Genomic DNA, 22,286 nt, shown 5'->3' on the forward strand with positions numbered 1-22,286 from the left:
GCTATCGCGCTATGCATCATGGCTTATACATTTTCAAATAACGCTTCGACGCGCATGCGGATTTCTTCAATTTGATTGATATCAGACGGTGCAATAAAAATAGTATCGTCGCCTGCAATAGTGCCTAGAACGCCATCTTTTTGACTTAAGGAATCTAGCAATCTAGCAATGAGCTGCGCCGCACCGGGACTTGTACGGATAATGATCATCACATTGTTGTGCACTATATCCAACACCAACTGACGAAGCGGGCTGCGAGCCGTAGGCATGCCTAGCTCTGGAGGTAAACAGTAGACCATGTCTCCTCTGGCATTACGCGTGCGCACTGCACCGAACTTACTGAGCATTCGGGATACTTTGGATTGACTGATATTGTCGAAGTTTTGCGTTTTCAACGCGTCGACAATATCCCCTTGAGAGCCAAAGTTTTCGGCCTTTAAGATATCCTTAAATGCCTTGATGAGTTCTTCTTGCTTATGAGTAGCCATATATTCCTCTATTTATAGTGGCTATTTTGCCTTAGTACTTGAACTTAAGCAATTTGCCCTCACATTCAAATTCGAACATTTTCAGCTCAGCATTTATTTGTTTTTTCGCGGGTCTTGCATTAGTGTTTCGTTCGCGAATTGATTAGCATTCCACAGGAGAGAATTATGAAAGTAGCGGTATTAGGTGCAGCTGGCGGTATAGGCCAAGCATTATCATTGTTGTTAAAAACCCAATTGCCAGCTGGTACAGAGCTAGCCCTTTACGACGTAGCCCCAGTCGTACCTGGCGTTGCGGTTGATTTAAGTCATATCCCTACTGACGTAAAAGTTGAAGGTTTTGGTAAAGACGACCTAGCTAAAGCGTTAACAGGCAGTGACATTGTTCTTATTCCTGCTGGTGTTCCACGTAAGCCGGGTATGGACCGTTCTGATTTGTTCAACATCAACGCTGGTATCGTTAGAAACCTAGTTGACAGTGTTGCGGACAATTGCCCAGAAGCTTGTTTATGCATCATCACTAACCCAGTTAACACCACTGTGGCAATTGCTGCAGAAGCGTTGAAAGCTAAGGGTGTTTACAACAAGAACAAATTGTTCGGTGTAACAACGCTTGACGTTATTCGTGCAGAAACGTTTGTGGGCAATTTACGTGACTTGAACCCTGCTAATGTGCATGTTCCGGTTATCGGTGGTCATTCTGGTACCACTATTCTTCCTCTGCTTTCTCAGGTGGAAGGTGTTGAGTTTACTGATGAAGAAGTCGCTAGTTTGACGACTCGCATTCAAAATGCAGGTACAGAAGTGGTTGAAGCTAAGGCTGGCGGCGGATCAGCTACCTTATCAATGGGTCAAGCTGCTGCTCGTTTCTGTTTGTCGCTTGTTTCTGCAATGCGCGGTGAAAATGTGGTTGAATACACCTATGTCGAAACCAACAGTGATGACGCTCAATTCTTCTCACACCCAGTTCGTTTGGGTAAGAATGGCGTAGAAGAAATTCTACCTTACGGTGAGTTGAGTGACTTCGAGCAAAAAGCAAAAGAGTCAATGCTTGAAGGCCTACGTGGCGACATAAAACTAGGTGTTGAATTCGTTAATAACTAATTCATTTCCCTATAATTGAAAAAACCAGCGGATGCTGGTTTTTTTATATCTGCTATTCAGCAAATCAATACTGCCTAATCGCAATGTCTAGGATTAAGCGGCCATAGGATCTTGTCCTAAGGGCTTAGTCGGGCGTGTGGCGATGTTAGGATCTTTAATTTGACCTGCAGTGCCTGCAACTAAAGGAGTGTTTTTCGAGGCAATGCGTACTGACGCTAATTTGGCATCAATGCACTGGCGTATATCGTGAGCGGTATACCCTGAGCGTACTTTAATGCGCACATGGGGAATACGAGCTGCATCTAATGCGCCGCTGACAAACCAATCCCGTTGCCGTTTGTAGCCGTCTTTGCCATTTTGTGTGGCGTGTACTAAGTCAATAGCCACAACAGGAGTCATATCGGCTTTTGAGCATAAAACAAAATCAAGATGGCGACCGCTGGTGCGACTCAACGCACTTTTACCGGCTTTCTTGCTGGTGCTTTCCCTGGTGGCGACCACGTCAGAAAGTTTAACTCGGCACATTACTCTAAATTGATTGCCCACCGCCTCATCGATAAGAGCCAGAAAGCTGCGCTCTACAGGAGTAAATAAATTAGTCTTCTTTTTAAATGGGAAAGTTAAGCTGGGTTCATTTAATTTCACTGCGCCGATTGCCACTACAATCAATATCATCATTAAGATAATTGCCAATTCCATACCTGCTCCTATGGGCCTGCCAAATTTTTGACAGTTTTCGCCTGTGTTGATGTCTACAGGGGATGTTGCAAAGAGAGTGCCATAGGTCTTATACCGTTCCGCATTAATAAGTGCCCCCTCAAAATACGTCCAGCGGTTTTTGATTAAGGCGTCACAATGGAGTTATGGTTGCTCCCTTTCAAATAGTGAGAACGCAGAGCAAAAGCCGCTGGGGCAATTAATCCCATTTATCTAGGGTTGATAAGTATACCTACTTGACTGCCTGTCTCATCGGGAGAGATAACAATAATTTTGTAATCATTTTGTAGGCGCATAAGAATGCGATTTTGCGACAAACTTTGTGAGATTGGCCCATCAATATGCTGTCGGAATAACGCTATAAGATCATTGGGGGTCTGCTTGCTATGGTAGGTTAGTGATGCTGGAAGCGCATCGGCAAATAAAAGACAAGCACTGGCGTCTGTTGGTATCTCAATCCCATGAAAATCTGTGGGGCAAGTCGTTGGCGCAACACTGTCAACGTCTAAAGAGTGGCTTTGTGCGCTTAAGACGTTCGAGAATACCCCGCTAATAAGTAAGCAAAGCGTGCTGCGCTTAACGACTGCTATTGTATTCGCCATCTAACACCTCGTATAAAGTAACAGCATAATAGATTTTTGATGAATAACTGACAATCTCTGATACCGTATCTTAGGTATGGCATCCTATTTATGCGTATAGCGCGGTTAAAGGAGGGTAAATGAATATTGTTCGAGAGTATTTGCGTTTGGCTGTTTTTGCCATTGGATTACTTTCAGGTGTGCAGATCCCAGCCTTTATTGACCAGTATCAGAAGCGCGTTGACGCTCACTTAATTGAAGCAAAACAAAATTTAGCTGGCTTTAGGCAAACAGCAGAACGCTACTTCAAAGGCGATATGCAAAAATTAATACGCCATTATGAGCAAAGTGAAGATGTGATATTCCGCCAAGATGCTAAGAATGTTCAGCTTATTTTTAACCGTGCAAGCCTGCTGCAAGTTCAATGGGATAATTTAAATAGTGGCGTGGTGCGACGCGCGTATTATTTGGCAACTCAATACAACCCTCAGATTTTACAAGAAACCGTCACTCAATACAGCTATACGGTGCCATTGAACCCTGTAGCGTTAGGGTGGGGGATATGTATCGCATTATTGTTTGCAGCCCTGTTTGATATGATGATAGGTATAAGTGCAAAAACCTGCTCAATGTGTTTTCACGCGGTACGTAAGCGCAGTTAACTTGTAGTTGACGTGAGCGCTCACTTACTCCATAGGATTTGTTTTCATAACAATTGAAGGCCGTAAGTCATAGAGGTAAAGTGAAAGCCGGCTTGCGTGATCACAAACCGACTGAATGCAGTTAATTGCATATATTGAGATAATGGCGTTTAGTCTGATTCATAAGGATAGCGAACGGAATAACGCATGGTTAATTGCTGCCCTTTAACGAAGGTGTCATATTCCTCTTGGCTAATTTTGTCATCGCTGTCTACATCTGCATTATCAAAGTGCTCTGATATTTCTGCATTTTTCGCTTCTTCTTTACTGATGAAGCCATCGGCGTTTGCATCTACTTCAGAAAAGTCCTGCTCTATTGGGGCTGGCTGCTCAGGCGCTTTCAATGCAGGATTACTACGCTCTAAATCCGCGTCGATGGATACATCCGACGAGGCGGCCAAATTTTGCTGTTCTGTTTCACTTTTATCTGAGACTTCATCTTGTAAGCCTTCAACCGCTGAGCTCTCAAGCTCTTTGTTCATTGCATCCGCATTGTGATCGAGTGAGCTTTGGCCTTTGGCGCTTAGCTCTTTGGCGTTATCAAGTGCATTTTGGGCATTCGATTCTGCGTCTTTCATTTTGTTATTTGTGCCTGCACTGGCATTTACGTCATCATGACTATCATGTTCGGTAAGTTGGGTATCAAGCTTTGCATTACTGTTTTGTGCGTTAGCCGAAATCGCATTTTGCTTAGCTTGACTTAATTGCGTGTCGGCCATTTCTTTGGGGTTATCGCTGGCTTCATCCATAGCACTTTTGGCATCGTCCATGGCTTTGTCGGCCGTGTCTATCGAATCTGATGTGTCACCCATAGCAGCGTCAGTGTCAGATGTGGCAAGTTGCTCTTTTGAATCAACGGTGTCGGCGTTTTCGCCTACAACAACTGTATCTGCCAATCCAATGTCCGCTTTGCTGTAGATGCTGGCATAGGTGTTAAATTCTCTCGGGCTTAACTGCCCGTTCGCGTCTTCATCGACTTTGACAAAATAATTCCACACGTTGTCTTTACTGGCTTCACCTTGAGAAATAAAGCCATCTTGATTGGTGTCTAATGTCGCGAAGTTGCTGTGGGTAGCTTGCGCTGTAATTTCTTGAGTCGTCGTATCCTGTTGCGCCGCAAATGCTGAGGTAGCTAATACACTGGTAATAATCGATGCTAAGGTGAGTTTCTTCATAATCAATTCCTTGGTTCATATATCTGCGTATAAAAATAGACAGATGTGACTTTCAAAGAAGAGAATACATAACTCGTGCCACTAAATAATATTATTAATATTCAGTGGGTTACTAACGTTTAACCGTTTCTGTTAACAGTATGTTGCGTAATATTGGAGACACAAAGTGAAAAAAGTTCATCAAGCAAAATTCATCAAGCAAAAATTCATCAAGCATTATGGGAGAAAAAGCATGGGAGAAAAAGCACGGGAGAAAAAGCAGGGAAGAAAATAGTATGGTAAAGCTTTAAAAAGGCACGTGAAACTGCACGTTACAGTCTCACGTTTAGCAAGCGGAGGTTATACGGTAAACGAAGCGCCACAGCCACACGTTGTGGTTGCATTTGGGTTATTGACTAAGAAACGAGAGCCTTCAAGGCCCTCAGTGTAATCAACCTCGCCACCTACTAAGTACTGAAGGCTCATGGGGTCTACCACCAAGGTCACTTGATCCTTGTCTATGGTCGTGTCACCGTCATTCACTTTCTCGTCGAAAGTAAAGCCGTATTGAAAACCTGAACAACCACCGCCGGTAACATAAACGCGTAATTTCAAATTAGGATTTTCTTCTTCCTCGACAAGCGCCTTAACTTTACGTGCGGCGGCGTCGGAGAATTCGATTGGAACTGCTGTTTGCACCGACATAAATTACCTCTGTGTATACAAATAAGTGGATAGGGGATAGCGCGGATCTTAAGATTTTACTGTAAGCGAGCTACATAATGCAGCTATTATCTAATACCTGACTAATCTTATCAACTATTCGCTAGCCGATAGTGACCAATCAAAGGTTTTATTTAGTTCTCCCAGTTTACGTTTGTATTTATAAACATCAGCAGTAATGACCACTTTTTCAGCTAAAAAGTCTGTTGGCAGGGTAAATTCCTGCTCTAGCATTTGAAAGTATTTAAAGCGAAATGCTAGTGGGCCTTGGTCGTTGAGTGAAGTTAACGAATAGCTTTTGGGGTGTCCATTTTCACTGCCATGTATCACTAACTGCACAGTACCATTGAGCGTAGCTTTGATTTTATCTTGCTGTAAAAGCACTAATTTTAAGCGGTAATAGTTTTCGCTTAAGGTTTTCTCGACAGCAAACCCATCAATGGCTAAGCCTGTGGCACTTAACTCAGGGGCCATCACTTGTTGATAAAACCCAAGCTCTTTACGCAAAGACACTTCCCGAGCCAGCGCAAGTTCTGTCTCTTCAGCGAGTTTTCTTTGAGTGGTTGTCGCGATATCTAACTCAACACTCATTACATTTACTTGGCGTGAAAGATCTGCGTTCTCTAGCCTAAGGCTCTCACTACTATTCTTAAGCTGGTTTAGGAGTGTTTGTTGTTCATCACTGAGTTTATAGCCAAAAGAAAAGGCTAAGTAGCCGGTTATTAATAGGATAACCAAACTTAAGGCGTAAAACTGATAAGGGCCGAAACGCTGTTTTAACTCTGTATAATTCACAAACTATTTTACCTCGCCAGCACCATAAACCAGAAATATAAGGTAATTCCTTACATTACAGCGGCTTGTGGTAAGATGCTGCCATTCCCTAACGTATTAATAGCGCTAATATATGTCCCTTAATGCATTTCGACAAGAGCTGGCTACACCGCGCACCTCTATTCAATTGTGTGTATTGGGTATTATTGGCGGTGTTTGCGCTGCATCGGTGATCATATTATTCCGCTTAAGTGTGGAGTGGTTGCAGCTTCTTTATCTTGATGAAGTGAATAATTTCACGACATTATCTGCTCTACAGCGGGCGATCATGCCTGTTATCGGCGTAGTGCTTATTTTATGTGTTGCCTACCTTACTGGATTTAAGCATTACCGAATGGGTATTCCTTTTGTGATCCACCGCGTTAAAAAACGCTTCGGGCATATCCCTTTTCGCACTACGATTAATCAATTTTTCGGTGGTGCATTCGCATTAGCGAGTGGCTTCTCTGTTGGTAGAGAAGGCCCATCGGTGCACTTAGGGGCTGCGGGCAGCAGTTTTTTTGGGCAATGGTTAAAGCTGCCTCACAACAGTATTCGTATCTTGTCGGGATGCGGAATAGCCGCTGGTATATCTGCTTCGTTTAATACGCCTTTTGCTGCCGTCATTTTTGTAATGGAAGTGGTACTGCGCGAATATAAGATCCATATTTTTATCCCTATTATGTTAGCGGCGGCCTGTGGCACCGTGATGACCAGAGCGGTATTTGGTCAAGCGCAAGAGCTCGACTTTATAGAATTTTTTGAATTCAGCCGCTGGATATACCTGTATTTAATTTTGTTTGGAATATTGCTCGGCGCATTAGCGACCCTATTCAATAATGCTTTGATGAAAGTCATGCATATTTTCCAGCGTTTTAACATGATAAAGCGCTTGCTCATTGCCGCTGTGATTACCGGCGTAGTTGGTTACGTACTACCTCAGGCATTAGGAGCGCATTTCTTTTCTGTACATGACATGGTGCTACAGCAGCAAGATGTTGTTTTACTGGTAGCTGTACTTTGCGCTAAGTTTTTTATCACCATTATTGCCATTGGGCTAGGGGTTCCGGGTGGGATCATGGGGCCGGTTTTCGTGCTCGGTATGTTAAGCGGAGCCTTATTGGCCGCGCCTTTGGGACTAGCCGTAGATAACATGGAACAGCTCAGCGGTAGCTTTGCTCTGCTTGGGATGGCCGGTTTGATGACGTCTGTAGTACATGCTCCGCTAGCTGCTTTGTCAGCCGTGATGGAGTTATCCTATAGCCCTGAGCTTATCTTGCCTGCTATTTTAGTAATTGTACCCGCGTATGTGACCTCGACCCAGTTTCTTGGAAACAGCTCTATCTTCATCCGTCAGTTGGATTACCAAAAGTTGCCTTACAGTACGTCATCTGTATTAGAAGCCCTGCAGAAAACCGGTGTGCTCGCGGTGATGGACAAAGAATTTAAACTGTTCAATAACGCCCAGCAACACCATATTTTACAATTTTTAGAGACATCCCCGACTCATCCTGTGGTGCAGCGAAACAGTGTTGAAATTGACGTACAATATTCGTTAGTTCAATACGATATCAGTCTTAGCAGAGAAGAATCATCCTTGGCATTTTATGCCATGCAAGGGGTGTCATTTCAGTCAACGCTGGGCGAAGTCTATGAATTGCTGCAAAGCAGTCGTGAGGGCGCGGTGTATGTTTATGAAAATGAACCAAGCAATATCACAGGTGTGATCACTTGGAACATGTTGCGTAGCTATTTACACAAAGCACAATATTAATATGATGTGCTTTGCCATGAGTATTTGGAGAGTTATCCTATGAGCATTTTATGGCTCAAAGCCTTACACATTTTCTTCATGATCGCTTGGATGGCGGGGATTTTTTATCTGCCTAGATTATTTGTTTATCATGCGCAAACTGATAATCAAGCGGTGCGTGACCAATTTAAGATAATGGAACGAAAATTATGGTTTTTTATCACGCCTTTTGCGTTATTGACTTTGATTTTCGGCTTAAGCTTAATCTATCAATACGGCACGTCGTGGTTTGCCCATTCAGGTTGGCTACATGCAAAATTACTATTGGTGATACTTTTGTACGGCTATCATTTTTACCTTTACCATTTGGTCAAAGTATTTGCCCGAGATGAAAATAAGCATTCCTCACGTTTTTATCGATTTTTAAACGAAGCGCCAGTGCTGATATTGCTAGCCATAGTGTGCTTAGCCGTGGTGAAGTTTATCTAAGGGCTGTAGAGCAAAACCATTAGGTAATAGGACTTTTTGAAAATAAAACGCTTACATGATTAAGATGCTTTATTATAACCTGAAATTTCTGTTCCCAAGAGAGGATGCCTTATTAATTGTGCCACAATTAATTTAATGTAAAGATTTGTAATTAGGCATATATCTAGTTTGCTTTAGTCAACTGATTTGCTAATCTGAAGGAGAAAATCGGAATCAGAGAATGTCATAATATGGATGTTGTGCAGGTAAAATTACAAACCCTTTTGCGCCAGTCTGATCTCGCCTTTGAAGAGTACAAAAAGCACCCTAATTCTGCCGATAGCGCAAAAGCGTATGAAACTGCAAAATTGGCGTTAGATATGTACATTGCGAATATGCGAGTATCAGTTGAACAACGCTTAAAGTAACGTCTTTTAAAAGCCATTATTGCACATCGATATATTCGGAATAAGGAATATGACATTGATGTGACATCAAGCATTTAACCCCCCGCTAAGAAAATGCTATCATCTGGCGATTATATGGCGCCCAAGTATAGCCCTAACCTCAAGTTAACTGCTCTTCAACGTCGCCCGTCTATTTCTAATTACAGAGTCAGATTTAATGTCAGATGATTTAACCCAGCATTACTCGCAAATTCTATCGATCTTAGGTGAAGATACTCAGCGAGGTGGTTTAGTAGATACGCCTAAACGTGCCGCCAAAGCGATGCAGTTTTTGACCGATGGTTACGAGAAAAACCTTAGTGACGTAGTGAATGGCGCTATTTTTGAAGCCGATACAGACGAAATGGTCGTTATTCAAAATATTGAATATTATTCATTGTGCGAACATCATATTTTGCCATTTATTGGCCAGTGCCACATTGCTTATCTTCCACAGGGTAAGGTATTAGGTCTATCTAAGTTTGCTCGCATCGTAGATATGTATGCACGTCGCCTACAGATCCAAGAGGGTTTAACCAAGCAAATAGCGGATGCCATTCAAGAAGTCACTGGCGCGGCGGGTGTCGGCGTGATCATGGAAGGCAAACATATGTGCATGATGATGCGTGGTGTTCAAAAGCAAAACTCGTCTATGGTGACCTCAGTAATGCTAGGTGCGATGCGTAAGTCAGATGCAACACGTAACGAATTTCTTCGTTTGATTGGTAAGTAACACGTTATCAATCTCAAAAAAAGCGCGCCAACCTTAAATCATTAAGTGTTGGCATGCTTTTGTCATACTCACTTCCTCAGCGCATATAAAGCTGCGTAAAATCGTTAAATGCACAGACCGTGTGCTCCAATATGGTGCGTCTGCATCTTTTTTGTATGGAAATTGAAATGACATTGAAAGCTATCCCCTCCTTTTGCCGACTAATGGGCAATATCAAAACCGTGACAGTGATGTGCATTATGCTCACTACTTTCACGGTTGCAGCTAAAAACACCGATCCTTTTAGCGAGTATGGCCCCCGAACATTTGAGGTTGATAACAAATGGACCGCGATCGTTGCAGCGTATGAGCCTGAAATTAAAGCAATTGATGCTGCGATAGCCAAGTTACCTGACGCTAACATCACCAAAACCGTTACTTTCCAGGGCGTAAAGTATCAACTAGGAACATATAAAGGTGAGCCGATAGTTATTTTTACCACTGGAATAAGCGTACCGAATGCCGCAATGACTATGCAAATGGCGCTCGACTATTTTCCGATCGACAGAGTTATAATGATGGGGATAGCTGGGGCGATAAGCAGTGAGTTTACTCCTGGTGACATTGCTGTGCCTGCTAGATGGTATTTTCATGATGAGTCTGTTTACATTAATCCAGACGCTGAGAACGAAGGGCAATTTGTACTACCAGATTATTATGAAAAATCATTAGCATCATTTTTGGATCGTCGTAAGCAAGATCCTCATTCGCCAGCGTATGAAAATTTTGGTTTTATACACCCTGAAGAAATGGCTGTGATTAAAGAGGGCTGGGATAGTCCTCGACAAATGCCATATTTTACCGCCTCCAGTGAACTACTTGATTTAACGAAGAAGGCAATTAAAAAAGTTAGCCCCATTGCTATGCCATCTGGTAAAGCAATAAAGGTTAAGGTAGGCGGAAACGGTGTGACAGGCTCGGTATTTTTAGATAATGCGGAATACCGAAATTGGGTGCGCCGAGTGTTTAACGCTGATGTGTCTGAAATGGAATCCGCCGCTGTTGCACAGGTTTGCTTTGTGAATGACGTTGACTGGGTTGTTATCCGCTCTATTAGTGATTTAGCCGGTGGTCAGCAGGGTAAAAATGTTGAGAACGTATTTGATGGTATTGCATCAGGTACGGGGGCTAAATTGCTGCTAGGCGTATTAGATGAAGTGGTTGCTTTGCCTGTTCAATGAGCGTGTTATGTAGATAATAAAACACCGTCGATTTGACGGTGTTTTTGTAGTTGAAACCAAGACTCAGCTGAGAGTTATTCTTCGTCTTCGCGCTCTACCACAGCGTTGTGATATACGTCTTGCACGTCATCACAATCTTCCAGCATATCCATAAACTTATCAAACGTAGCGACATCTTCGCCTGTTACCGCTGTTTCTGTTTGCGGCACAAAGGTGATTTCATCCGCATCAAATTCAAGTTCTGGGTTGTTATCGGTTAGTGCTGTACGGGTTTTAAAGTATTCGGTGTGAGGGGCAAAAACCGTGACAACGCCATCTTCACATTCCACTTCCGTTACATCAACGTCCGCTTCCATTAAGACTTCTAAGACAGCGTCTTCGTCATCGCCAGGGAAAGAGAACACGGCTTGATGGTCAAACATGTGACTTACTGTACCTGTTACACCTATTTTTGAGTTAGTTTTGGTGAAACAGTTACGCACATCTGTGATAGTTCGGTTGTTATTATCAGTTAGGCAATCAACTATGACCATACAACCGCCTGGGCCAAAGCCTTCATACCGTGCAGGGGTGAAGTCTTCACCTGCACCGCCAGCGGCTTTATCAATTGCTTTGTCAATAACGTGGCTGGGTACTTGGTCCTTTTTTGCTTTATCGATAAGGCGGCGCAATGATAAATTTGCTTGGGGGTCCGTGCCGCCGTTTTTAGCAACCATGTAAATTTCTTTACCGTATTTCGAGTAAACTTTGGTTTTTGCGCCAGCAGTTTTTGCCATCGCTACCTTACGTACTTCAAACTTTCTGCCCATTAATGTTCTCTTTTTTGCTACAAATAAAAGGATATGACTAAGATTTTACCGATAAATACACGCTTTGTACAAACGCCTTACGTTGGCAATTTGTGCCTTGATGCTTATTTAAGGTAAATGCTCAGTCGCTAAATAATCATGTGATTGCATTTCTTTCAATCGACTAAGGCATCGATGAAATTCGAAATTTAATGCGCCTTCTGTGTACAGCTCTTCAAGGGGAACCTCTGCTGACATGATCAACTTCACGTTACGTTCATAAAACTCATCGACCATGGCGATAAAACGTCTGGCAATATCATCCACCGATTTACCCATTTGCTCGACATTCGCCAACAAAATTGAGTGATAACAGCGACTCAACTCCATGTAATCAGTTTGACTACGAGGGCCGTCACATAAAGCGCGAAACTCAAACATGGCTACGCCCTCAGCATGATGCACGGTGGGGATTTTTCGGCCCTTGATGGTAATAGCATCATCGTGCTGGCATTCTTCAGGGGCAAGCTGCGTAAAATAAACTGAAAGGTTATCGTTGGCCGTTTGATCTAGTGGGAAGTGATAAATCTCAGCTTGTTTAAGCGTGCGCAAACGATAGTCGATGCCGCTGTCGACATTTACCACTTCGGTATGTTGGTTTATCAGTGCAATCGCGGGTAAGAAACGCGCCCGTTGTAATCCGTTTCGATAAAGCTCGTTTGGAATGATATTAGACGTTGCTACTAGGACTATTCCTCGTGCAAACATTTCTTCCATCAGCGTACCGAGGATCATGGCATCGGTAATGTCAGACACAAAAAACTCGTCAAAACAGATGACTTTGGCCTCGCTTGCAAACTTCGCGGCAATTATTTTGAGTGGATCAGATTGACCGCCGAGAGATTTCAACTCTTCGTGAACGCGATGCATAAACCGGTGAAAATGCACCCGCATCTTCTTCTCAAATGGCAGGCAGTCGTAAAACGTATCTACTAAGTAGGTTTTACCTCGACCTACGCCACCCCAAAAATATAAGCCTTTTATAGACTGGGCTTTCTCATCCTTACCTAGTACAAATTTAATTTTGGTCCACAGGCTTGGATCTTTGTCTGGCGCTACAAGGTCATCGTAAAGGCGTTGTAACTGTTTAACTGCGTTGGCTTGGGCGGGGTCAGAATGAAAGTCGTCGCGCTGCAAATCTGATTGATATTTTTGCCAAGGGGTTGAAGCTGACATAAGGCGTGTCTTTTCCTTTTACTGAATGACCTTAAAAATCACCAAGCTTATCTTGTTGAGGTATTGAATCGAAATTTAATGACCGCATAAATGCGTGACAGGGGTATAATATCAAAACATGGTATTTTTTTCGCTGTAAGCGCTGCAAAGTTTGTTAAATATAGCTGCTGGCGACTGTAGATTTAAGTGATATTGTGCTTTTCAGGTGTAAGTCGCTTTTACAACCTTATAATTGGAGTAAGTATGGATTGGTTAATAGGTGTAGTTTTGGTGCTGGTCGGCGCGGTGATTGGTTTCTTTGTTGCAAAATATGTCTATTTTGATAAAGAAAAGACTTCGAAAGACGGACAGAAAGAGCAAACATTGAAAGATGTGATGGTTCAGCAGTCTCTGAATCATGTGGCTGAAAGTCGAAAAATTGCAGAGCAACTTGAGAAGCAATGCCAAACACTGACCCAAAATTTAGACAACTATGAGAGTTCTTTATCGCTGTTAAACGCTGACGCACAGAGCAGCAATGTGAGTTTCTTTGGAGAGCATGCATCGCCTTTTTTACAGAATAAAGAACAAAAAGTGACTCGCGAAAAAGACAGTGCTGATGTGCAGCCGTTAGATTTTTCAAACCAGAGCTCTGGTTTGTTCAGTGGCAGCGAAAATGTGCGCCCTGAAAAGCAATCAAAATAACTGAGCAAGACAAGATAGGGAACTTTTCAAAGTGCCATGCAGTCTTTGTTGTGTTTATTTGTGCTAATAAGTCATCCATGGAGTTATCGTTAAATGAGTAAAGTTATTAACCGCACTGCCATTACCAGTTGTGTTTTTGCGGCAAGCTTAATGATTGCCGGTTCAGCAAGCGCTGCCTTACCATTCTTTTCTAGTGATAATGAGCCTGTCACAAGCTTGGCTCCGATGCTGGAAAAGACCACCCCAGGGATCGTGACGATTTCGGTGGAAGGTACGCAGGTTTCGCGTCAGCAAGTGCCAGAAATGTTTCGTCGCTTCTTTGGTGGTAACGGCGAACAGGTACAAGAACGCCCGTTCAAAGGCTTGGGGTCGGGGGTTATTATTGACGCCGACAAAGGGTATGTCGTAACCAATAATCATGTTGTTGAAAATGCAGATGAAATTACGGTTAAGTTAAACGACGGCCGCGAAGTTAAAGCGAAGAAGCTTGGCGCTGATGAGCAAAGTGACATTGCGTTACTGAAAATCGAAACAGATAATCTCAACCTTACCGCCGTGCCGCTAGCAGATTCAGACAAAGTACGTGTTGGTGACTTTGTTGTGGCCATTGGTAATCCCTTTGGTTTAAGCCAAACTGTTACTTCAGGTATTGTAAGCGCGCTAGGCCGGTCAGGATTAAATATCGGCGGCTATGAGAACTTTATCCAAACTGATGCCGCGATCAACAGAGGTAATTCTGGTGGTGCCTTGGTCAGTCTTAATGGTGAGCTTGTTGGTATTAACACTGCTATTTTTGGGCCTAATGGGGGTAACGTAGGCATCGGTTTTGCTATTCCCGCCAACATGATGAAAAGCCTAGTCGATCAAATCATCGAATTTGGCGAAGTCCGTCGTGGCTTGCTGGGTATTTTGGGTCAAGATGTTGACTCGGGTTTAGCGGAAGCCATGAATCTAGATGTGAGCCGCGGTGCGTTCGTTAGTGAAGTAAACGAAGGCTCAGCTGCTGATAAAGGGGGTATCCAAGCGGGTGACATCATTATTGAGATTGAAGGTCGTCCTGTGACAAGCTTCTTAGAGCTACGCGCTAAAATAGGTAGTAAAGGCGCGGGTACTAAGGTCAACCTTACGTTGCTACGTAAAGGTAAAGAGAAAGACGTTCAAGTGACTTTAGGTGATGCAACACAGAGCACAGTGGCCGCTAAAGAGATACACCCAGCCTTAGAAGGCGCGACACTTACCAATGGTAAAACTAAGCAAGGTGTCGATGGCGTAGTTATTTCAGAACTTGTCGCTCGTTCGCCATCATCGCTGATTGGTCTACAGGACGGCGATGTGATTATCGGCGTAAACCGCCACAAAATTGATAATGTAGTCGATTTACGTAACGCGCTAGATGAAGCTAAGGGCGTAATTGCGCTTAATGTTAAGCGCGGTGTATCAACGCTTTACTTGGTAATTCGCTAGTTTTACCAAATTAATAGCAGCCCAAACACTGGGCTGCTATTAACTTTTTCCTTACAGTGTTATTCTTACCCTCTGATAAGTAAGCTTTTATTAGCAGGTCCCTTGAAAGATTCATTCACTTTTTTGCTTAAATCGGCTTTTGTCGGTGCCATCATCTCTGGGGTGATACTCCTTTTGGTGCCTGATCTGCGTCACGGTAGTAGTTTGAACTTGTCGATGTTCAACCCCACACGCCAGACGTCAGACAAGCTTAGTTTTAACCATGCTGTTAATGTTTCTGGCCCCGCCGTAGTCAATATTTACAGTCAATCCATTGAAAGTGGCAGTATTTACAATCGCAGTCAGTCTGTTGAGCGCACAAGCTTAGGCTCAGGCGTTATCATGAGCGAAGACGGGTTGATATTGACGTGTCTGCACGTTATCGCTAATGCCAATAGTATCTTGGTGGGTTTGCAAGATGGTCGTCGCGCAGAAGCGCAAATCATCGGATATGACCCATATACTGATTTAGCCGTGCTAAAAGTTGCCGAAGATAATCTGCATGTTATTCCTCAATTAGACGATCCCGCTACCCGAGTAGGTGATTTAGTGCTGGCGATTGGAAATCCTTATAACTTGGGGCAAACCATCACTCAGGGAGTCGTTAGCCGAGTAGGGCGTAATGGTTTAGCCGCTTACTTTGATTTTATTCAGATGGATGCAGTGCTCAATGAAGGTAATTCAGGTGGCGCGTTAATTGATAGCAACGGCTATTTGATCGGCATTAACAATGCTAACTTTAAAACGCTAGATAGCCAGCGCCGAGTAAAGGAAGTGGACGGCGTATCTTTCGCTATTCCTTATGGCTTAGCGAAAAAAGTCATGGATGAAATAGTAGCAAATGGCCGTGTCACTAGAGGTCAGCTCGGTGTTGGTGCAGCAGAGGTGTATGGCCGCTCTGGTATCCTTATCACTAGTGTCTCTCCCGGTAGTTCAGCAGACAAAGGCGGTATTCGCACAGATGATGTCATGCTCGCTATCAATGGTCAGCCAACGGACAGCGTGACACAAACGCTGGACTTTATTGCTGAAACGAAACCAGGTACTGAACTGCAAGTTGAGGTGAGTCGTGGTGGGCAATTAGTTACGTTAACGGTAGTCGTTGCTGAACTGGGGGCCCAATAGAGTGCGTGCTCAATAGAAGGTTGGGCCGAGAAGCGTTACAAAGCTTGGTTTTCGAAGAAATAACTGTGAAAACCAAGCCTGTATGACTTTTCTACTTAATGCGCTGGATGTTTGCGCCAAGTCCATTTAATTTGGTTTCAATATGTTCGTAGCCGCGATCCAAATGATAAATGCGATCGACTATGGTTTCACCTTCAGCTACAAGACCTGCAATTACTAAACTGGCTGATGCACGTAAATCAGTTGCCATGACCTGCGCACCTTTAAGGCTAGATACCCCATGACAAACTGCGCTATTGGTCTCTAAATCAATTTTAGCACCCATACGCTGTAGTTCAGGCACATGCATAAATCGGTTCTCAAAGATGTTCTCAGTCACCACGCCGGTTCCTTGTGCCACGCAGTTCAGTGCGACAAATTGCGCCTGCATGTCAGTGGGAAAACCAGGGTGTGGAGCGGTCTTTATATTGACGCTTGTAAGCGGATGGCCCTGCATATCAAGCTCTATCCAATCATAACCTGTGGTAATCACTGCGCCCGCCATAACGAGTTTATCAAGCACGGCATCAAGTGTTTCCGGGGCCGCGTTTTCACAGCGGATTTTCCCGCCGGTTACGGCTGCTGCAATCAGAAATGTGCCGGTTTCAATGCGATCAGGTAATACTGCGTAGCGACAACCCTGCAGGCGCTCAACGCCTTGGATGCGGATTTTGTCACTGCCTGCGTGTTTTACCTTTGCACCCATTGCATTCAAACAGTTAGCGAGGTCAACAATTTCAGGCTCTCTGGCAGCGTTTTCCAGCACCGTCTCACCGTCGGCTAAGCAGGCGGCCATCATAAGGTTCTCGGTCGCGCCAACACTGACCATATCCATGAATATGTTGGCACCTTTAAGACGACCATCAACTTTAGCGCGAATATATCCGGCCTCAACATCGATTTTTGCGCCCATTTTCTCTAAACCTTGCAAGTGCAAGTTGACTGGGCGAGCACCTATCGCACAGCCGCCAGGTAATGACACATTTGCTTCACCGTATTTGGCGAGCAAAGGGCCTAATACTAAAATGGATGCGCGCATGGTTTTTACTAAGTCATAAGATGCGTTGCAGTTGTTAATACTGCTCGGGTCGATTTCTACAGAGTGACCAGAAACACGTTTAGCGTCAGCGCCCAACTCAGCCAGTAAGGCTAAGCTAGTATTGATGTCTCTTAGCTCAGGGACATTATCAAAGTAGCAAGTGGTGTCGGCTAAAATACTCGACATTAAAATAGGAAGTGCCGCGTTTTTAGCGCCGGAAATACGCACTGAGCCTTGTAAAGGTTTAGACGCTTTAATGAGTAGTTTGTCCATGGGAGTGCTCTTTTGAATAGTAGGCGAGGATGAATTTAGTGCTTAAAAACGTGAGTGCTGCCTAGCAATTTATTGAGGCATGTTAAGCAGGCGTTCTCTCTTCCACTGTTTTTCTGAGAAGGTCTTAATGGAGATAGCATGCATAGTACCCTGAGCGATAATCTCACTTAATGGGGCATATACAAATTGCTGCTTCTTAACACGACTCATGTCGTCAAATTGATCGCTGACCGCAATAATCTGAAAGTGCGAACCATCACCCGTCACATGGACTTCTGCTAAGCCAAGTTTTTCAATAAGTAATTGTTCTATTTCTGAATTTTGCATAGCTTTCCTAAAATTTAAATTAAGCGGTTATTGTAACGGTAAAAAGCCATCTACGTCGCTTATTTTGGCCAAATTTAATAATGTATCTGGGAGATTGAGTAAACTAAACTCGATATCCTGCTTCTTGGCGTCTCGGATTAGATTAATTAACCACGCCAGACCAGCAGTATCAACTTGGGTTATTTTTTCTAAATTCAACACCAATGGTTTGCTCGTGCGTTTCGCATTCGCAAGTTGTTGAAGGCTATCTGGCCAAAAGCTAGGGATGGTATCTCGATTCAAATTCCCTGAGAGTAAGAAACTCTCAGGGGAAGATGAGTCGTTCACAACCGTCAACTGTGATGAAGTTACATTATTCACTTAGCTTTTCTCTTCTGAATGCTCGAGTGTAATAGGTTGGTTGATTTTCTCTTTCATGATATCAATCACTTTTTGAATACCGTCTTGACGCAATATTGATTCGTACTCACTTTGCTTGCTGGATAACAGGCTAATTCCCTCTGCAACCATGTCGTAGGCCTTCCACTCATTGGTCTTAGTATTTTTACGTAACTTGAATGAAATCTTGATGTCTGGGCGTCCGTCTTCTTTAACCACTGCTCGCACTGTTGCTGTCTTGTCTTCAGGTTCATCGCGCAGCGGTTGAAAGACTACTTCTTGGCCATTGTAATAGGTTAACGCCAGTGCATAAGTAGTAATTAGGTATTGGCGAAATACTTGAATAAATTCAGGGATTTTGTCTTTAGGGACAGTTCTAAAATGCTTACCTAAAACCTTAAGCGCGGCAAAGTTGTAGTCAATATACGGCAGAAGATCCTGCTCAATGATGTCCCTTAGAATTTCTGGGTTTTTCTGTATATCAGCATGCTGATCTTTGATTCTGGCAAAGGTTTCTGATGCAACGTCTTCTAATAATTTGTAAGGGTTAGTCTCTTCTGCAGTGGCAACACTGCTAAAAACTAAAATAAGTGCCGCACTAAATATTCGTGTTAGGTGTTTCATGAGGTATTTTAAGTCCAAAGTTATCAATTAATTAGTCATTTTTACTGAATAGGAACTGGCCAATTAAGTCTTCTAAGACAAGGGCTGACTTGGTATCTGAAATGTAGTCGCCTTCAGCGAGGTCTGCTATTCCATCAATACTAAATCCTGGCTGAAAGCCCACGTATTGCTCACCCAACAAACCCGAGGTTAGGATTGAAACCGAGCTTGTTTCTGGAAACTTGTTATATTCCTGATAAATTTTTAATTCAACAACTGGCGTGTAGCCGTCTGGGTCGAGACTGATACTGTCTACTCTACCGACAGTAACACCACCGACTTTAACCGCTGAGCGAGCCTTGAGGCCGCCAATATTGTCAAATTTGGCATACAGGGTATATGTGTCTGTACCGCTTGACATGCCTTGGTTAACCACCTTAAGCGCAAGCAATAATCCTGCAGCTAAGGTCAATACCACAAACAGTCCAACCATGATTTCTGCTTTGCGTGACGACATTACTTTTCTACTCCTACTCTATACCAAACATTAATGCAGTCAGGATAAAGTCGAGTCCCAGCACTGCTAAAGATGAAAATACCACGGTTTCTGTGGTGGCTTTGCTTATCCCTTCCGAGGTAGGAACCGCATCGTAACCCTTAAATATAGCTATCCAAGTAATCACAAAGGCAAATACGATGGTTTTGATGATGCCGTTTACGACATCTTCGCTCCAGTCGACACTCGATTGCATGATAGACCAATAACTACCTACATCGACGCCTAACCAGTCAACACCGACTAAATGACCACCGAGTATACCTACTGCGCTGAAAATAAGAGCCAACATCGGCATTGAAATAATGCCAGCCCATAAACGCGGCGCAACTACGCGACGAAGTGGGTCTACGGCCATCATTTCTAAACTACTGAGTTGTTCGGTGGCTTTCATCAAGCCGATTTCTGCTGTTAAAGCAGAGCCAGCACGTCCAGCAAATAACAATGCTGTTACAACAGGACCTAATTCGCGCAGCAATGATAGTGCGACCATGGGACCTAAGCTACCTTCGGCGCCATAGTCTACCAATATGGTATAGCCTTGCAGCGCCATAACCATGCCAATGAACAATCCTGATACCACAATGATTAACAGTGACTGAACACCAACCACGTAAATTTGTTTTATTGTTAATGGCGTGTTTTTGACAAATTGAGGTTTGGCAATAATAGCTCCCATCAACATCAAAAAAGCACGCCCAAACGAACCGACTGTGTCGATTGTATTGCGTCCGATACTTGCCAACCACTGCATCTATTTGGCTCCTAGAAACGTTTGTTCAAGATCGTCAGCAGGATAATGAAAAGGCACCGGGCCGTCTGCGTGTCCTTTCAAAAACTGTTGTACAAGTGGCGAGTCGCTCTGCTTTATTTGTTCGGGAGTACCGCTACCGATCACTTTTTTCTCTGCCAATATATAGATGTAATCCGCTATCGTGAGTACTTCAGTGACATCATGGGTCACAACCACACTAGTAAGTTGCAATGAGTCGTTTAACGCTTTTATTAATTTGACTAGCACACCCATCGAAATAGGATCCTGCCCAGCGAATGGCTCATCATACATAATAAGTTCTGGGTCAAGGGCAATCGCGCGGGCCAATGCCGCTCGGCGCGCCATACCACCAGACAACTCCGCTGGCATTAAGTCTGCCGCGCCGCGCAGACCCACCGCTTGCAGCTTCAATAGCACCAAAGTCTTAATCACTGACTCAGACAACTTAGTATGTTCACGTAGCGGAAATGCAATGTTATCGAATACTGTCATATCGGTGAACAACGCACCGCTTTGAAACAACATGCTCATTTGACGCCTAACGGTGAACAAGCGATTTCGTTTCATGCTTTGAATAGACTCGCCCTTAAAGCGAATATCACCGCTGTCGGGTTTTAGTTGCCCGCCCATAAGGCGCAACATAGTGGTTTTACCAATACCACTTGGACCCATAATGGCGGTGGTTTTCCCTTTTACGATGCGCAAGGATATATCATCATAGATAATACGACCGCTTCGCGAGAAGGTCAGGTTGTCTATTTCTAGCAAATTTTCCATTAAGCCTGTTGTCTTCCTATCAGATGAACCAAATACTAATAATATAGGGTTGTGGTAATTGGTGACATTATATGTTTTTTCAAGGGCAAACCTCAAAACCTAAAAGTAACAAGTTATATTCGTATTTTTAGAACGTTATCTAGGCCGCTCAAACTATTAAACATAATGGTGTCAACTAACGTATTACTAAGATGACCTGATGAATGGTTTTTTCGTTCATTTTTAATTAGGTAGCGCTGGTTTATTTGTCACACAATGAATAGGCAAAGGCAGTGCTTTTTGCGACAATTAGATATTGGTATAAAAACAAGTGAGTTTTCGTGATAGTTGAAGCGTTATTATTTTTGTTGTGGTTAGTTGTATTAAGTTGGGGCGCAGATAGATTCGTATTCGGCTCATCTGCGTTAGCGAGAAATATGGGTATTTCGCCCATGATTATCGGCTTAACCATAGTCGCTATGGGGTCTTCAGCGCCAGAAATCATGGTTTCTGCCACTGCATCGCTTAACGGCAACACAGATACGGCCATAGGCAATGCGATAGGCTCTAATATCACTAACATCGCCTTAGTGCTGGGCTTAACCGCTTTACTGAAACCCTTGACGGTAGCCTCGACGACGTTAAAACGTGAAATGCCGGTGATGCTCGGCGTGTCTCTGCTCGCCACTTACTTCTTGGCTGATTTATATTTGTCGCTGAATGAAGGCATAGTGCTGTTTATCTTATTCTTTTTTACCATAGGCGGTTTGGCGTGGATGTCATACCACATGGAAAAGGGCGACCCTTTAGAGCAAGAGACTCACGACGAAGTGCCAGATGGTGTGCCGACAAAAAGCGCGGTGATTTGGTTGTTAGTGGGTTTGGTTTTATTGCCGCTCAGTGCGCATTTCATGGTTGAATCAGCGGTCGAAATAGCTCGCCACTTTGGCCTAAGTGACTTGGTGATTGGTTTGACCATTATTGCCATTGGTACCAGCCTGCCGGAATTGGCTGCCAGCATTGCTGGTGTGCTAAAAGGGGAAGATGATCTCGCCTTAGGTAACATCATTGGCTCGAATATATTCAACATATTGGCAGTCATGGCCATGCCTGGTTTGATATCGCCTGGGGCTGTGGACCCAGATGCAGCAAGTCGAGATATTTACACCATGCTGGGCTTGAGCATTTTGTTGGTCCTGTTTTGTTTCAATATAAGAGGCTCTCGCCGGATTAATCGTTATGAAGCTGTCGCTTTTCTAGGCTGCTTTGTCGCTTATCAATACTTTGTTTTCAACCAAGGTTAGTG

The 22,286-nt window shown here is 43.6% G+C and carries 26 protein-coding genes; 11 read left to right on the forward strand and 15 right to left on the reverse strand.

Annotation, left to right across the window (positions count from 1 at the left end):
• Window positions 1–23: 23 nt before the first annotated feature.
• The gene (gene argR, locus GMES_RS10925; protein ID WP_006992741.1) at window positions 24–488 is read right to left on the reverse strand and encodes a transcriptional regulator ArgR; all 465 of its coding nucleotides are present in this window, start codon (window positions 486–488) and stop codon (window positions 24–26) included.
• A 165-nt stretch (window positions 489–653) separates the two neighbouring features.
• Here argR and mdh point away from each other — a divergent pair, with 165 nt between their 5' ends.
• The gene (gene mdh / locus GMES_RS10930) at window positions 654–1,589 is read left to right on the forward strand and encodes a malate dehydrogenase (protein ID WP_006992742.1); all 936 of its coding nucleotides are present in this window, start codon (window positions 654–656) and stop codon (window positions 1,587–1,589) included.
• A gap of 93 nt (window positions 1,590–1,682) precedes the next feature.
• Here mdh and GMES_RS10935 read toward each other — a convergent pair whose 3' ends face one another.
• Together GMES_RS10935 and GMES_RS10940 are read right to left on the reverse strand one after the other, a co-directional pair.
• A complete protein-coding gene (locus GMES_RS10935; protein ID WP_006992743.1) occupies window positions 1,683–2,288 on the reverse strand; it encodes a DUF2726 domain-containing protein in 606 nt (201 codons plus the stop codon).
• A gap of 227 nt (window positions 2,289–2,515) precedes the next feature.
• On the reverse strand, window positions 2,516–2,908 hold the full coding sequence (locus GMES_RS10940) for a hypothetical protein (protein WP_033186557.1): 393 nt from the start codon (window positions 2,906–2,908) through the stop codon (window positions 2,516–2,518).
• Between the two features lie 119 nt (window positions 2,909–3,027).
• On the opposite strand from GMES_RS10940, the gene GMES_RS10945 reads away from it, so the two are divergent.
• Complete coding sequence (locus tag GMES_RS10945; RefSeq protein ID WP_006992745.1) at window positions 3,028–3,549, forward strand: DUF2937 family protein; 522 nt, start codon at window positions 3,028–3,030, stop codon at window positions 3,547–3,549.
• 149 nt (window positions 3,550–3,698) lie between these two features.
• Here the strand turns inward: GMES_RS10945 and GMES_RS10950 are convergent, their stop codons facing one another.
• The 3 genes from GMES_RS10950 to GMES_RS10960 form a co-directional block, all read right to left on the reverse strand.
• Window positions 3,699–4,763, reverse strand: coding sequence for an EF-hand domain-containing protein (locus GMES_RS10950; RefSeq protein ID WP_006992746.1), 1,065 nt, complete (start codon window positions 4,761–4,763; stop codon window positions 3,699–3,701).
• A gap of 339 nt (window positions 4,764–5,102) precedes the next feature.
• Entirely contained in the window at window positions 5,103–5,447 is a 345-nt protein-coding gene (gene erpA / locus GMES_RS10955; protein WP_006992748.1) for an iron-sulfur cluster insertion protein ErpA, read from the reverse strand.
• A 114-nt stretch (window positions 5,448–5,561) separates the two neighbouring features.
• The gene (locus GMES_RS10960) at window positions 5,562–6,260 is read right to left on the reverse strand and encodes a DUF6776 family protein (protein ID WP_006992749.1); all 699 of its coding nucleotides are present in this window, start codon (window positions 6,258–6,260) and stop codon (window positions 5,562–5,564) included.
• Between the two features lie 112 nt (window positions 6,261–6,372).
• Between GMES_RS10960 and GMES_RS10965 the strand changes: the two genes are divergently transcribed.
• From GMES_RS10965 to GMES_RS10980, 5 genes are all read left to right on the forward strand, one after another.
• Window positions 6,373–8,052, forward strand: coding sequence for a chloride channel protein (locus tag GMES_RS10965; protein ID WP_006992750.1), 1,680 nt, complete (start codon window positions 6,373–6,375; stop codon window positions 8,050–8,052).
• Window positions 8,053–8,091: 39 nt separating this feature from the next.
• Window positions 8,092–8,520 (forward strand): CopD family protein, encoded by a 429-nt coding sequence (locus GMES_RS10970; RefSeq protein WP_006992751.1) that lies wholly within the window; start codon window positions 8,092–8,094, stop codon window positions 8,518–8,520.
• A gap of 230 nt (window positions 8,521–8,750) precedes the next feature.
• Window positions 8,751–8,927, forward strand: coding sequence for a hypothetical protein (locus GMES_RS22680; protein WP_006992752.1), 177 nt, complete (start codon window positions 8,751–8,753; stop codon window positions 8,925–8,927).
• A gap of 196 nt (window positions 8,928–9,123) precedes the next feature.
• Complete coding sequence (gene folE / locus GMES_RS10975) at window positions 9,124–9,678, forward strand: GTP cyclohydrolase I FolE (RefSeq protein WP_006992753.1); 555 nt, start codon at window positions 9,124–9,126, stop codon at window positions 9,676–9,678.
• A 230-nt stretch (window positions 9,679–9,908) separates the two neighbouring features.
• Entirely contained in the window at window positions 9,909–10,898 is a 990-nt protein-coding gene (locus GMES_RS10980) for a 5'-methylthioadenosine/S-adenosylhomocysteine nucleosidase family protein (RefSeq protein ID WP_153811075.1), read from the forward strand.
• 74 nt (window positions 10,899–10,972) lie between these two features.
• Here GMES_RS10980 and GMES_RS10985 read toward each other — a convergent pair whose 3' ends face one another.
• Together GMES_RS10985 and zapE are read right to left on the reverse strand one after the other, a co-directional pair.
• Window positions 10,973–11,707 (reverse strand): YebC/PmpR family DNA-binding transcriptional regulator, encoded by a 735-nt coding sequence (locus GMES_RS10985; protein ID WP_006992755.1) that lies wholly within the window; start codon window positions 11,705–11,707, stop codon window positions 10,973–10,975.
• Between the two features lie 108 nt (window positions 11,708–11,815).
• On the reverse strand, window positions 11,816–12,922 hold the full coding sequence (zapE, locus tag GMES_RS10990; RefSeq protein ID WP_006992756.1) for a cell division protein ZapE: 1,107 nt from the start codon (window positions 12,920–12,922) through the stop codon (window positions 11,816–11,818).
• 243 nt (window positions 12,923–13,165) lie between these two features.
• On the opposite strand from zapE, the gene GMES_RS10995 reads away from it, so the two are divergent.
• The 3 genes from GMES_RS10995 (at window position 13,166) to GMES_RS11005 (ending at window position 16,234) form a co-directional block, all read left to right on the forward strand.
• Window positions 13,166–13,606, forward strand: a complete 441-nt coding sequence (locus tag GMES_RS10995; RefSeq protein ID WP_006992757.1) for a ZapG family protein — start codon at window positions 13,166–13,168, stop codon at window positions 13,604–13,606.
• Between the two features lie 93 nt (window positions 13,607–13,699).
• Window positions 13,700–15,070, forward strand: a complete 1,371-nt coding sequence (locus GMES_RS11000) for a DegQ family serine endoprotease (RefSeq protein ID WP_006992758.1) — start codon at window positions 13,700–13,702, stop codon at window positions 15,068–15,070.
• A 102-nt stretch (window positions 15,071–15,172) separates the two neighbouring features.
• Window positions 15,173–16,234, forward strand: coding sequence for a trypsin-like peptidase domain-containing protein (locus GMES_RS11005; protein ID WP_006992759.1), 1,062 nt, complete (start codon window positions 15,173–15,175; stop codon window positions 16,232–16,234).
• 91 nt (window positions 16,235–16,325) lie between these two features.
• Here the strand turns inward: GMES_RS11005 and murA are convergent, their stop codons facing one another.
• The 7 genes from murA to GMES_RS11040 all read right to left on the reverse strand — a co-directional run bounded on the left by murA (window position 16,326) and on the right by GMES_RS11040 (window position 21,001).
• Entirely contained in the window at window positions 16,326–17,585 is a 1,260-nt protein-coding gene (murA, locus tag GMES_RS11010; RefSeq protein ID WP_006992760.1) for a UDP-N-acetylglucosamine 1-carboxyvinyltransferase, read from the reverse strand.
• A gap of 69 nt (window positions 17,586–17,654) precedes the next feature.
• The gene (locus GMES_RS11015) at window positions 17,655–17,912 is read right to left on the reverse strand and encodes a BolA family protein (protein ID WP_006992761.1); all 258 of its coding nucleotides are present in this window, start codon (window positions 17,910–17,912) and stop codon (window positions 17,655–17,657) included.
• Window positions 17,913–17,939: 27 nt separating this feature from the next.
• Window positions 17,940–18,272 (reverse strand): STAS domain-containing protein, encoded by a 333-nt coding sequence (locus tag GMES_RS11020; RefSeq protein WP_039987226.1) that lies wholly within the window; start codon window positions 18,270–18,272, stop codon window positions 17,940–17,942.
• Complete coding sequence (locus GMES_RS11025; RefSeq protein WP_006992763.1) at window positions 18,273–18,914, reverse strand: MlaC/ttg2D family ABC transporter substrate-binding protein; 642 nt, start codon at window positions 18,912–18,914, stop codon at window positions 18,273–18,275.
• A 31-nt stretch (window positions 18,915–18,945) separates the two neighbouring features.
• On the reverse strand, window positions 18,946–19,410 hold the full coding sequence (gene mlaD / locus GMES_RS11030; protein WP_006992764.1) for an outer membrane lipid asymmetry maintenance protein MlaD: 465 nt from the start codon (window positions 19,408–19,410) through the stop codon (window positions 18,946–18,948).
• A 13-nt stretch (window positions 19,411–19,423) separates the two neighbouring features.
• Window positions 19,424–20,203, reverse strand: a complete 780-nt coding sequence (gene mlaE / locus GMES_RS11035; RefSeq protein ID WP_006992765.1) for a lipid asymmetry maintenance ABC transporter permease subunit MlaE — start codon at window positions 20,201–20,203, stop codon at window positions 19,424–19,426.
• The gene (locus GMES_RS11040; RefSeq protein WP_006992766.1) at window positions 20,204–21,001 is read right to left on the reverse strand and encodes an ATP-binding cassette domain-containing protein; all 798 of its coding nucleotides are present in this window, start codon (window positions 20,999–21,001) and stop codon (window positions 20,204–20,206) included.
• A 320-nt stretch (window positions 21,002–21,321) separates the two neighbouring features.
• On the opposite strand from GMES_RS11040, the gene GMES_RS11045 reads away from it, so the two are divergent.
• The gene (locus GMES_RS11045; RefSeq protein WP_033186546.1) at window positions 21,322–22,284 is read left to right on the forward strand and encodes a calcium/sodium antiporter; all 963 of its coding nucleotides are present in this window, start codon (window positions 21,322–21,324) and stop codon (window positions 22,282–22,284) included.
• The last annotated feature ends 2 nt before the right edge of the window (window positions 22,285–22,286 follow it).

The sequence above is a fragment of the Paraglaciecola mesophila KMM 241 genome (assembly GCF_000315015.1).
In the GTDB taxonomy this organism is placed as follows: domain Bacteria; phylum Pseudomonadota; class Gammaproteobacteria; order Enterobacterales; family Alteromonadaceae; genus Paraglaciecola; species Paraglaciecola mesophila.

Excerpts from the sequence above, each read along its gene's own strand:
- mlaD (WP_006992764.1), bottom strand. The coding sequence starts at position 19,410 with ATGTCGTCACGCAAAGCAGAAATCATGGTTGGACTGTTTGTGGTATTG.
- GMES_RS10970 (WP_006992751.1), top strand. The coding sequence starts at position 8,092 with ATGAGCATTTTATGGCTCAAAGCCTTACACATTTTCTTCATGATCGCT.
- folE (WP_006992753.1), top strand. The coding sequence starts at position 9,124 with ATGTCAGATGATTTAACCCAGCATTACTCGCAAATTCTATCGATCTTA.
- GMES_RS11025 (WP_006992763.1), bottom strand. The coding sequence starts at position 18,914 with ATGAAACACCTAACACGAATATTTAGTGCGGCACTTATTTTAGTTTTT.
- GMES_RS10950 (WP_006992746.1), bottom strand. The coding sequence starts at position 4,763 with ATGAAGAAACTCACCTTAGCATCGATTATTACCAGTGTATTAGCTACC.
- murA (WP_006992760.1), bottom strand. The coding sequence starts at position 17,585 with ATGGACAAACTACTCATTAAAGCGTCTAAACCTTTACAAGGCTCAGTG.
- GMES_RS10995 (WP_006992757.1), top strand. The coding sequence starts at position 13,166 with ATGGATTGGTTAATAGGTGTAGTTTTGGTGCTGGTCGGCGCGGTGATT.
- mlaE (WP_006992765.1), bottom strand. The coding sequence starts at position 20,203 with ATGCAGTGGTTGGCAAGTATCGGACGCAATACAATCGACACAGTCGGT.
- GMES_RS10945 (WP_006992745.1), top strand. The coding sequence starts at position 3,028 with ATGAATATTGTTCGAGAGTATTTGCGTTTGGCTGTTTTTGCCATTGGA.
- erpA (WP_006992748.1), bottom strand. The coding sequence starts at position 5,447 with ATGTCGGTGCAAACAGCAGTTCCAATCGAATTCTCCGACGCCGCCGCA.
- GMES_RS10980 (WP_153811075.1), top strand. The coding sequence starts at position 9,909 with ATGTGCATTATGCTCACTACTTTCACGGTTGCAGCTAAAAACACCGAT.
- GMES_RS11040 (WP_006992766.1), bottom strand. The coding sequence starts at position 21,001 with ATGGAAAATTTGCTAGAAATAGACAACCTGACCTTCTCGCGAAGCGGT.
- zapE (WP_006992756.1), bottom strand. The coding sequence starts at position 12,922 with ATGTCAGCTTCAACCCCTTGGCAAAAATATCAATCAGATTTGCAGCGC.
- GMES_RS22680 (WP_006992752.1), top strand. The coding sequence starts at position 8,751 with ATGGATGTTGTGCAGGTAAAATTACAAACCCTTTTGCGCCAGTCTGAT.
- GMES_RS10985 (WP_006992755.1), bottom strand. The coding sequence starts at position 11,707 with ATGGGCAGAAAGTTTGAAGTACGTAAGGTAGCGATGGCAAAAACTGCT.
- mdh (WP_006992742.1), top strand. The coding sequence starts at position 654 with ATGAAAGTAGCGGTATTAGGTGCAGCTGGCGGTATAGGCCAAGCATTA.
- GMES_RS10940 (WP_033186557.1), bottom strand. The coding sequence starts at position 2,908 with ATGGCGAATACAATAGCAGTCGTTAAGCGCAGCACGCTTTGCTTACTT.
- GMES_RS10935 (WP_006992743.1), bottom strand. The coding sequence starts at position 2,288 with ATGGAATTGGCAATTATCTTAATGATGATATTGATTGTAGTGGCAATC.
- GMES_RS11015 (WP_006992761.1), bottom strand. The coding sequence starts at position 17,912 with ATGCAAAATTCAGAAATAGAACAATTACTTATTGAAAAACTTGGCTTA.
- GMES_RS11000 (WP_006992758.1), top strand. The coding sequence starts at position 13,700 with ATGAGTAAAGTTATTAACCGCACTGCCATTACCAGTTGTGTTTTTGCG.
- GMES_RS10965 (WP_006992750.1), top strand. The coding sequence starts at position 6,373 with ATGTCCCTTAATGCATTTCGACAAGAGCTGGCTACACCGCGCACCTCT.
- argR (WP_006992741.1), bottom strand. The coding sequence starts at position 488 with ATGGCTACTCATAAGCAAGAAGAACTCATCAAGGCATTTAAGGATATC.